Origin of the sequence: Piscirickettsia salmonis LF-89 = ATCC VR-1361 (assembly GCF_000297215.2) — a bacterium.
Classification (GTDB): domain Bacteria; phylum Pseudomonadota; class Gammaproteobacteria; order Piscirickettsiales; family Piscirickettsiaceae; genus Piscirickettsia; species Piscirickettsia salmonis.
On the sequence record NZ_AMFF02000077.1, the window covers coordinates 9,658 to 19,147 of the forward strand.

Sequence of the window (9,490 nt, forward strand, 5' to 3'; positions counted from 1 at the left end):
TATCTATCAGATTTCATTATACATTGTTTATCATGTCAGTGCGTAAGGTGAGTTAATAAATTTACTGTATTTTATCTTTTTCATATTCGCTATATGTAGTTCTATAGTAGTAAATAGATAAGGTAGTTCTATATGCCTCTGGCTAGTTTTTTAAAAAAAATAAACCCATCAAAAGAATCTGGCCAATGTGTTATACATAGTGTCCAAACAGCTGAAGTTTTAAGAGGAAACCAAGGGATGTATGCAGAGGACCTTGATTTAGAAGGAGCATTTGAAGTCTTAAGCCAGCTAGAACTAGCAAGGGTAGAAAATTGGGTGGATGTGAAAGCATATGTCTTAAGAAAACCAAATACCATCTTCATTCTTGAAACAGAAGGACATAGCTGGAATGCATTTTCAACAATAGATGGTTCTTACCATCATATCGACTCAAACCAGGACATCTATCAAACCATTGATTTTAATAAGAATTATGAAGATGCATACATCAGCAAATACCAAGAGTTATTTAATGATGATCATGGCGCTAGAGATACAGTTACTATCAGAGTGTTTGGAAGGTTGCACCCAACTTGGCACAATGGATTACAATATCAAAGCATAATTTATAAACCATTTATACCACTTTTTCAAACAGCAAACACCACTGGACATACTCAAGAAGAAATAGAAGATTGCTCACGCGAAATGTCTCATTTTTTATAAATAAAAAAATTTACTAAAAACTTAACTCTTAATTAAATACTACCATTAAAAAATTCATTTTTTGTAATTATAGTTAAAGTTAAAATAATAAATTATAAGCTTATAATTATGCCGTATACCTTATCAATAAACGACCGCAGCTACCTCAGAGCTAAAAAGTATTTAATAGATCTTATTTCTGGAGAGGCAGCTCCAGGAGCAAGGCTAAAACATTTGATCGATAAAGATGGTGTCATTCTAGCGGAACTTCAACCATATCAATTTCTCGAGTTGCTTGCTAATACAAAAGCAAAAGGCATCTTTGCTGAAAGTCAAGTCTACTGTGATGGCAGAGACTGGAATAAAACAGAGGCCTTGATATTATCAGATCTTGTCACAGAAGTAGATGTATCAATCTTTGATAATGGAATTCACGATAGGCGTTTACCTTCCTTTCAAGCTTACGATCCACCTCACCAAGGTAAACTGCTCTTTGTTTCAGCCCCTTTGTTTAGGAATGATCGAACAAAGATAACCCCAGATTTATATGAATGTACAACGAATAAAAAATTTGACCAAGGCAAGTATAACCACCTTGTAGAAAGACGATTACTGCCTGCATTTGCTCATTTACAAGAGAGCTTCAGGCGAACTGGGAAAAAATTTTTATTTACTATTCCAGGTTGGGGATGTGGTCAATTTGCAGGTAAACGCCAGGGGAAAATGGGGAAACGGTTTCAAATCGCACTACAAACCTTTCTTGCAAACCACCCAGAATTAAGGGACAGCATAGCAGCCATCTATTATGACCCCTATTCTGAATGCGAAGCAAGTGATCAAGAAATCAATGACATACCCTTTTATACACGCCCATTGGCACATCGCACAACTACCGACCCCAAACCACAACTATGCCCTGTCGGTGGATACCTAAATGGAGACTATCGAAACTGCCAACTTGCAACATTGGTAGCCGCTGATGCTTTTTCACACGCAGGCACAGATTTCTTTCGTCTTTCAAGAAAAACCGATGAAGGAGTTAAAGCCGCAGCAACAGATAGCATGACTCAGTTCAGTGGAATACCAGGTAAATATGATAAAACTAGTGGTAAATACCTTCCTGAAGAAAAAAACACAACCTGGAGAAGATTATTTAAAAGGGAAGATTTTGAATTAAGTTTCGCTACTGCAACCGTTTGCAGTAGCGATGGAACAGTTATTCCTATCCAAGACTATGAGGGACGAACCTGTAATCATCGATTTGCAAAACGCTGCTTATTAATTGATCTCATACAGAAATCCGAACAACTCGTTCAATATTGGGGTGGTAAAAAAGTCCCAGGAAATTTAGCACAAGAATTAATTATAGATAGCTCCATGAAGCTGCCAGACTCAATCGCAAATGCACTAGAAAATCGCGAGATAATGCAGCATATTGATAATGATACAGTGTCACCTGAACAGTTTGAAAAGCATTTATACGATGCTTTAAAAACGGCAATCAATGACCGAGCCAAAAAAACCAAAGGCAGACATACAAAAACAACATTGTTCTATCAAAGTATTATTGAACAAACCGCTACGAATCAGATACAAACTCGCCATCTTAACAAGGCATGTATTACACCATAAAAAAACTATAACATTTAATGAAATACTCTCACCATTGTCGTAGCAAAGATGAAATAATTAGGCTGCATCTAAATGTTGGACCTTGTTCGATGCTATGATGGCCTTGTTTTATTATTTTGTAGTGATTCCTTGCTAAACTCATCAACCTGAATCACTTCCCAGCGTGCGTGCTCATAACGTTTTAGTAACGCTAATTCTTGTGCTGATAGCGCACCGCGCTGGCTTAATTGCTCAATCTGTCCTTTTAAAGCGCCTTTAGCAATTTCTCCTGCCTTAACCGCCTGCTTGACTTTAGCTAAAATAGCAGCAGCTTCTAAGCGCAACTGAAATGCACATTCAACACGGCCAACTGCATCATCTGGCATATGCTCAGGAACATAAACTAATGCAGCAAAACGGCGACGCACTTCCGTATTTTTTAACATGTCTTGCGCGATTTTATGATCAAGATAATCTTGCGGCATTTTATAAGGCTTACCCCAAAAGAATGTCAAACGTCGTAGCACGCTGGCTAAAAAACGCTGAGGAAAGTTTTGATAAAATTCATCAAAGGCAACTTGCACCTGATATAAGCAATGCTGCACAGCCCACTCTACATAGATACATTCTTGTTGCGGCTCGCCTTCGTCAGTATAACGTTTTAATGCACTTGAAGCCATGTACAAATAACTCATCACATCGCCCAAACGAGCAGAAAGGCGCTCTTTGCGCTTTAATGAGCCGCCTAAGTAAAGCAATGCCACATCCGCAGTCAATGCAAATGTTGCACTCATACGGCTAATTTGCTGATAATAACCAGCTAAACGACTTTCCGGTACTGCAATCAACTTACCCGCAGTCAACCCGTGCCAAAGACTGCGGCAGAAATTTTTAAATAAATAACCACCATGAGAGAATAGCTCCTGATCAAACTCGGCTAATTTACCATCACGTGCCGCATAAAATTCTTTACGTAAATAGGGGTGTGTGCACATCGCTCCTTGCCCAAATAAAATAAGATTACGCGTTAATATATTCGCACCTTCCACCGTGATGCCAATCGGTACACTTTGATAAGCACGGCCTAAGTAGTTACGTGGGCCAAGCAAAATACCACGCCCACCATGAATATCCATCGCATCATTAATTACCTGCCGGCTCATCTCGGTCATATGATATTTAGCAATCGCAGAAGCAACCGATGGCTTAATACCTTGATCAACAGCAGTCACCGTTAAACGTCGACACGCATCAAGCAGATAAGTCAAGCCACCGATACGTGCTAAAGCCTCTTCAACCCCTTCAAAATGACCAATTGATGTATTAAATTGCTCACGCACTAATGCATATGCACCTGTCATCACAAAGCTTAATGCACCCGTTGCTGTCGCACAGGCCGGCAATGAAATAGAGCGGCCAATCGATAAACACTCCACCAACATCTTCCAACCTTGACCAGCACGTGCTCGCCCACCGATAATCCAATCAATAGGTATAAAAACATCTTCACCACGTACAGTGCCATTCATAAAGCACATATCCAATGGAATACCACGATTGCCTATGTTAACACCCGGATGATCATGTGGCATTAAGGCACAAGTAATCCCAATCGCTTCCTCCCCATCTAATAAACGCTCAGGGTCATAAAGATGAAACGCCAAACCAACCAATGTCGCTACCGGTGCTAACGTAATATAACGTTTATTAAAAGTTAAGCGAATACCTAATGTTTCCTCGCCCTGATAATGGCCCATGCAAACAATCCCTTTATCTGGAATTGAAGCGGCGTCACTACCCGCCTCAGGTGCCGTTAGAGCAAAACAGGGAATTTGCCGACCTTGTGCCAGCTCAGGCAAAAACTTATTTTTTTGCTCATCCGTACCATAGTGATAGAGTAACTCTCCTGGGCCCAATGAATTCGGTACCATCACCGTCACCCCAGCACTTGAGCTTTTTGAAGCAACTTTCATCACAATACTAGAATGCGCATAAGCAGAAAAGCCTTTACCTCCATATTTTTTATCAATCACCAAACCAAAAAACCCCTGGTCTTTCATAAATTGCCAGACTTTTGGTGATAAATCTTTATCTTCATGCGTTGCTTGCCAATCATCAATCATCTGACATAACTGCTCAGTCTCATTATCAAAAAAAGCCTGTTCCTCTGTGCTCATTTTTGAAATCGTTAACGTCTGAAGTTTTTGCCAATTAGGCTGACCACGAAAAATATCAGCTTCGAACCAACTATCTCCAGCATTAAGGGCTTCTTCTTCCGTTTGTGACACCGTCGGCAAGCTCTTTTTAAATATTTTTAAAATTGCTGAGCTAATAAAACGACGGCGTATGGGTCTGAATGTATAAATCACGGCGATCGCCAAAAAAGCCACCCAGATAAAGGTTTTAATCAATACACTGCTTATACCCAAATAACTCCAAATTACCAATAATATGGCTCCAGCAATCGACCAAACAATCATCCGTGGGTTAAAAAAACCGACAATAAAAGTCATGAGAATCAAAGTAATAATGATTTCAATCACAACATAATCTCCATTTACATTACCAAATTTACCAAATGCTCAATTATATTTTAAGTATACGAATTGTTGCGTATATCTGCATAACTATAGAATAAACTCTCAGGACTTACGCATTGACAACAAAATCTCGCTATGAGTCCACCCAAAACTGCACTTTCAGTGTGTTTATTTCATAATTTACATGAAAATTTTTCCATAAACACATATTTTTCATGCTTTCAATAATCTATTTTTATCAACGTGTGTAAGCCCTGTTTTTATAAAAAATAATAAAAAAATTAAAGCGCCTCAATCACCGCCGCAGCACCCATCCCTATTCCTATACACATCGTCACCATGCCATATTTTTTCTTTTCACGGCGCATGCCATGCAACAAAGTTGCAATACGAATCGCACCGGTCGCCCCCAGTGGATGACCTAGTGCAATCGCACCGCCTTGTGGGTTAACAATCTCAGCGTTTAAATCTAACTGATTTGCCACCGCAAGTGATTGCGCTGCAAACGCTTCATTTAATTCCATCCACTCGATATCATTAAGGGACAAACTCGTCTGCTTAAGCACTTTAGGGATAGCAGCAACCGGACCAATCCCCATATACTCAGGCTCAACTCCAGCAACTGCATAACCGATAAAACGGCCCAGCGGAGTTAGACTATGTTCATGCAGCGCTTTCTCACTGACCAATAATGTAGCTCCAGCTCCATCACTCATTTGTGATGAATTACCTGCCGTTACTGAACCACCTTGCATAAACACCGCTTTTAATTGTGCAAGCGCAGCTAAGTTTGAATCTGGTCGTGGCCCTTCATCTTGATTTACTAGAATACTCTTTTTAATCACCTGATTATCCTTTAAATCAGGCCAAGTTTTCACAATATCCATCGGTAAAATTTCATCATTAAAATAGCCGTGCTCAATCGCCATAACTGCACGACGATGACTTGTTAAAGCAAATTCATCTTGCCTTTCACGGCTAATTTGATATTTATCAGCAACTCGCTCAGCAGTTAAGCCCATACCATAAGCAATAGCAACATCATGATCACCATCAAATAATTTAGGGTTTGCATTCGGCTTATTACCGCCTAAAGGCACCATACTCATGCTCTCCACCCCGCCACTTAGAATTATATCTGCTGTACCACTCCCGATGCGTGCTGCCGCCAGCGCTGCAGTTTCTACACCCGAACAACAAAAGCGATTGACCGTCATTGCCGGCACTGAATTAGGCAAGCCAGCCAACAAACTCCCCATACGTGCAACATTCATCCCTTGCTCAGCCTCTGGCATCGCACAACCGATAATAACATCATCAATGTTTGCAGGGTCAACTGTAGGAACCTTTGCTAAAGTATTAGCAATGACATGAGCGAGCAGATCATCTGGGCGAGTATGAGCAAATATGCCTTTATACGCTTTAGTCACCGCAGTACGATTTGCAGCAACAATATACACTTCTTTAACTTTTTTCATTCCATTATCCTTAATTTAATCCTTTAATTTAATCCTTTAATTTAATCCTTTAATATTAAATTAATTACGCAATGGTTTGCCCATTTTCAGCATATACTCAATGCGCGCCTGAGTTTTTTCCGTCTGCAATAGTGACAAAAATGCTTCACGCTCTAGGTGTAAAAACCATGCTTCATCCACTTGCGTACCTGCATCTAAATCATCTCCACAAATCACCTCTGCAATCTTAGTGGCAATTAAATCATCATGTTCAGAGATAAAGCGTCCATCTTTCATATTCACAACCATCATTTTCATCACTGCAATGCCTTCACGGCCAATTACAGGGATTTTAGGCCTTAACGGAGGACGATAACTAGTCTCAACCAGAGTGTGAATATGTTGCTTTGCTATATATAAAATTTCATCCACATGCATGACCGTAATATCAGCACCTTGCAAATAATGCATTGATCTAGCCTGGGTTGCACTTGTCGCCGCCACAGCCATTGCAATGTTTTTAAAATAGCTTTGCACTTGCTTGTAAGGATCAATGCTCACTGATGCACGTAACGCCATCTCTTTGCAGCCCCCTCCAGCAGAAATTAAACCCACACCAGCTTCAATTAAACCAACATAAGACTCAAGTGCTGCAACAGTGCGGTCACAGTGCATCATCAGCTCGCAACCACCACCAAAAACATAGCCGCGCACCGCTGCAACCACAGGAATCTTGGCATAACGCAAAGCCAATGCCGTCTGCTGGAATTTTTCCAAGCTTTTGCGCATAGCTTCTATCCCCTCAGTCTTAAATAACTGAGCAAACTGTCGTAAATTAGCCCCAGCGCTAAAATGCTCACCCTGTTGCCAAATCACTAAGCCTTTACTGGTTTTTTCCGAAGTCGCAATTGCCATCATTATCCCGTCTAGTACATCCTCACCAATCACACACAACTTAGATTTAAATGATAAAATAGCAATCTCATCACCTGTCGTCCATAAGCGAACACTATTGTTTTCATACAGTGTTTTACCTTGTAAAATAGCCTCATCAAGTACCCATTGCGGGCTTAATTGACGTTTATAAACATCAAGTTCAGCACGAGCAATAAGTTGATCAGCTGCTGGTGCATATGCCCCTTGTTGACTATATACCCCATCAAATTTAGCAACATCGTGCACCCATTGTGGTAAACCCGCTCGGCTTAAGCCTAAACCCTTTGCAATGTCCTCTTCAATCCAGCGAGTAACTTGTTGCCAACCCGCTTTTTGCCATGTTTCAAATGGACCATTCTGCCAACCAAACCCCCAGCGTAGAGCGAGGTCAACATCACGAACAGTATCAGCAATATCATTTACATGATAAGCACAATAATGAAATAATTCACGATAACATGACCAAAGCAATTGAGCTTCAGGCAGCCTTGATGCCCGTAATAAACCAAAACGCTTTACTAGGTTTTTTTCTGCTAAAATAATATTGATCTCATCTGGTATTTTACTGTTCGCAAGACGATAGTCACCTTTTAATAGATCGATCACATAAAGTGTCCCGTCTACTTTTTTATAAATACCCGCGTGTGTTTTTTGTCCTAAAGACCCTTTATTTACTAAAGCGCTAATAAAATCAGGTAGCTGATAAAGCATAGTCCAAGGGTCATAAGCCAAGCCTTCTTTCATAGTATTTACCACATGAGCAAATACATCTAAACCCACAACATCCGCTGTACGATAAGTCGCACTTTTCGCTCGGCCGATTTTAGCGCCTGTTAACTCATCAACAATTTCTAATGGTAACTGGAATTTTTCTGTATAATGACCAATTACCAACATTGAAAATACCCCCACCCGATTAGTAATAAAATTAGGTGTGTCTTTTGCACGAATCACATTTTTACCAAGTAAGCTAACAAGAAAGCTTTCTAAGTCATTAAGCAATTCTATTTCCGTATCCTGATGGGCAGTTATTTCAACCAAGGACATATATCGTGGTGGATTAAAAAAGTGTACACCACAAAATTGCTTTTTAATGCGCTTTGGCATTTTATCAGCCAATTCATTAATACTTAGCCCTGAAGAATTCGTTGCTAAAATAGCACTGTCTTTAAGATAAGGAATTATTTTTTCAAATAAACTATTTTTTAAATCCATTCGTTCCGCAATAACTTCTAATACCAAATCACAATCTTTAAGTTGCTCCAAATCAGTTTCATAATTCGCCGCAGTAATTTGTCTAACAACATCCGCAGCAGCAAAAGGTACTGGCTTTAGTTTTTTCAACCCTTTAAGTGATGCATTAACACGCCCATTTATATCGTTACCATCAGCAGGTAAATCAAATAAAACAGTTTCAATATTACTATTTGCAAAATGTGCAGCGATTTGAGCTCCCATAACTCCAGAACCAAGGACAGCAACTTTACCAATATAAAGCGGTTTCCTACTCACTATTTTCTCCCTCACTATCACTCCATGATTCTTCCATAGTGACCAACCAACAGAGGCTGTATGACCACTCAAAGCAAATTTAATTCTTACATTTATTTATCCTAAGATGCAAGGATCACAAGCTATAATTCCAGCAAACAATAAACATTTAATAAATATATTAATGAAAAATAATTCATATAAAATATACTAAATTTTACTTAATAATAAAAATTAGTATATTTTATTTTTTATAAATTTTACATCAATCAAAAGGCCAATTCATCAGAGACGGCCTCAAAGTATGATTAAGACCCTAATAGCGCTTAATTTAACGCTTAATTTGTAATCTCCAAATTTTTAAAATGCCTTTGGAGTGTTTTATCATAGAAACCAGATGCTTTCACTTTCGCTAAAGCACGCTGCCAATCTTCTGGCTTCAAACGCTTAGATTTTTTGCTTGTGGCAATCCATAGTGGCAAAACTTGCAAACTCTTTCCCCAAATTAGTTTGGTAGATGCGCTATATCCATCGACTTCCCAAGCAGCTAGAGCCTCAGGAATCCCCCCATATATAAATGGCACTCTTTTGTTATACAGCAGTTTGTACATTTCTTTATGTTTTAAAGCAGCAAAATTTAACTCTATGCCTTTTTTCTCTGCCATGTAACGAAGACGTCGCTCTTGAGGCGTTCCAAGTAACACACCAAAACACTGATTTGACTTTAATACTGCGGCCTCTTCATAACTGTTAATTATAGCGCTGGATTAA

At 39.4% G+C, this 9,490-nt stretch carries 6 protein-coding genes; 2 read left to right on the forward strand and 4 right to left on the reverse strand.

Annotation, left to right across the window (positions count from 1 at the left end):
- Positions 1-132: 132 nt before the first annotated feature.
- Positions 133-705, forward strand: a complete 573-nt coding sequence (locus C200_RS08230) for a hypothetical protein (RefSeq protein WP_016211012.1) — start codon at positions 133-135, stop codon at positions 703-705.
- A 108-nt stretch (positions 706-813) separates the two neighbouring features.
- Positions 814-2,316 (forward strand): hypothetical protein, encoded by a 1,503-nt coding sequence (locus C200_RS08235; protein WP_016211008.1) that lies wholly within the window; start codon positions 814-816, stop codon positions 2,314-2,316.
- A gap of 92 nt (positions 2,317-2,408) precedes the next feature.
- Here the strand turns inward: C200_RS08235 and C200_RS08240 are convergent, their stop codons facing one another.
- The 4 genes from C200_RS08240 to C200_RS08255 all read right to left on the reverse strand — a co-directional run bounded on the left by C200_RS08240 (position 2,409) and on the right by C200_RS08255 (position 9,384).
- A complete protein-coding gene (locus C200_RS08240) occupies positions 2,409-4,838 on the reverse strand; it encodes an acyl-CoA dehydrogenase (RefSeq protein WP_016211010.1) in 2,430 nt (809 codons plus the stop codon).
- A gap of 278 nt (positions 4,839-5,116) precedes the next feature.
- Positions 5,117-6,313, reverse strand: a complete 1,197-nt coding sequence (locus C200_RS08245; RefSeq protein ID WP_016211011.1) for an acetyl-CoA C-acyltransferase — start codon at positions 6,311-6,313, stop codon at positions 5,117-5,119.
- A gap of 60 nt (positions 6,314-6,373) precedes the next feature.
- A complete protein-coding gene (locus C200_RS08250) occupies positions 6,374-8,740 on the reverse strand; it encodes a 3-hydroxyacyl-CoA dehydrogenase/enoyl-CoA hydratase family protein (RefSeq protein WP_016211013.1) in 2,367 nt (788 codons plus the stop codon).
- Between the two features lie 317 nt (positions 8,741-9,057).
- Positions 9,058-9,384: a type 2 periplasmic-binding domain-containing protein gene (locus C200_RS08255; RefSeq protein WP_016211014.1), complete on the reverse strand. Its 327-nt coding sequence runs from the start codon at positions 9,382-9,384 to the stop codon at positions 9,058-9,060.
- Between the last annotated feature and the right edge of the window lie 106 nt (positions 9,385-9,490).

Coding starts and splice junctions, on each gene's coding strand:
- C200_RS08235 (WP_016211008.1), top strand. CDS start 814: ATGCCGTATACCTTATCAATAAACGACCGCAGCTACCTCAGAGCTAAA.
- C200_RS08255 (WP_016211014.1), bottom strand. CDS start 9,384: ATGGCAGAGAAAAAAGGCATAGAGTTAAATTTTGCTGCTTTAAAACAT.
- C200_RS08230 (WP_016211012.1), top strand. CDS start 133: ATGCCTCTGGCTAGTTTTTTAAAAAAAATAAACCCATCAAAAGAATCT.
- C200_RS08245 (WP_016211011.1), bottom strand. CDS start 6,313: ATGAAAAAAGTTAAAGAAGTGTATATTGTTGCTGCAAATCGTACTGCG.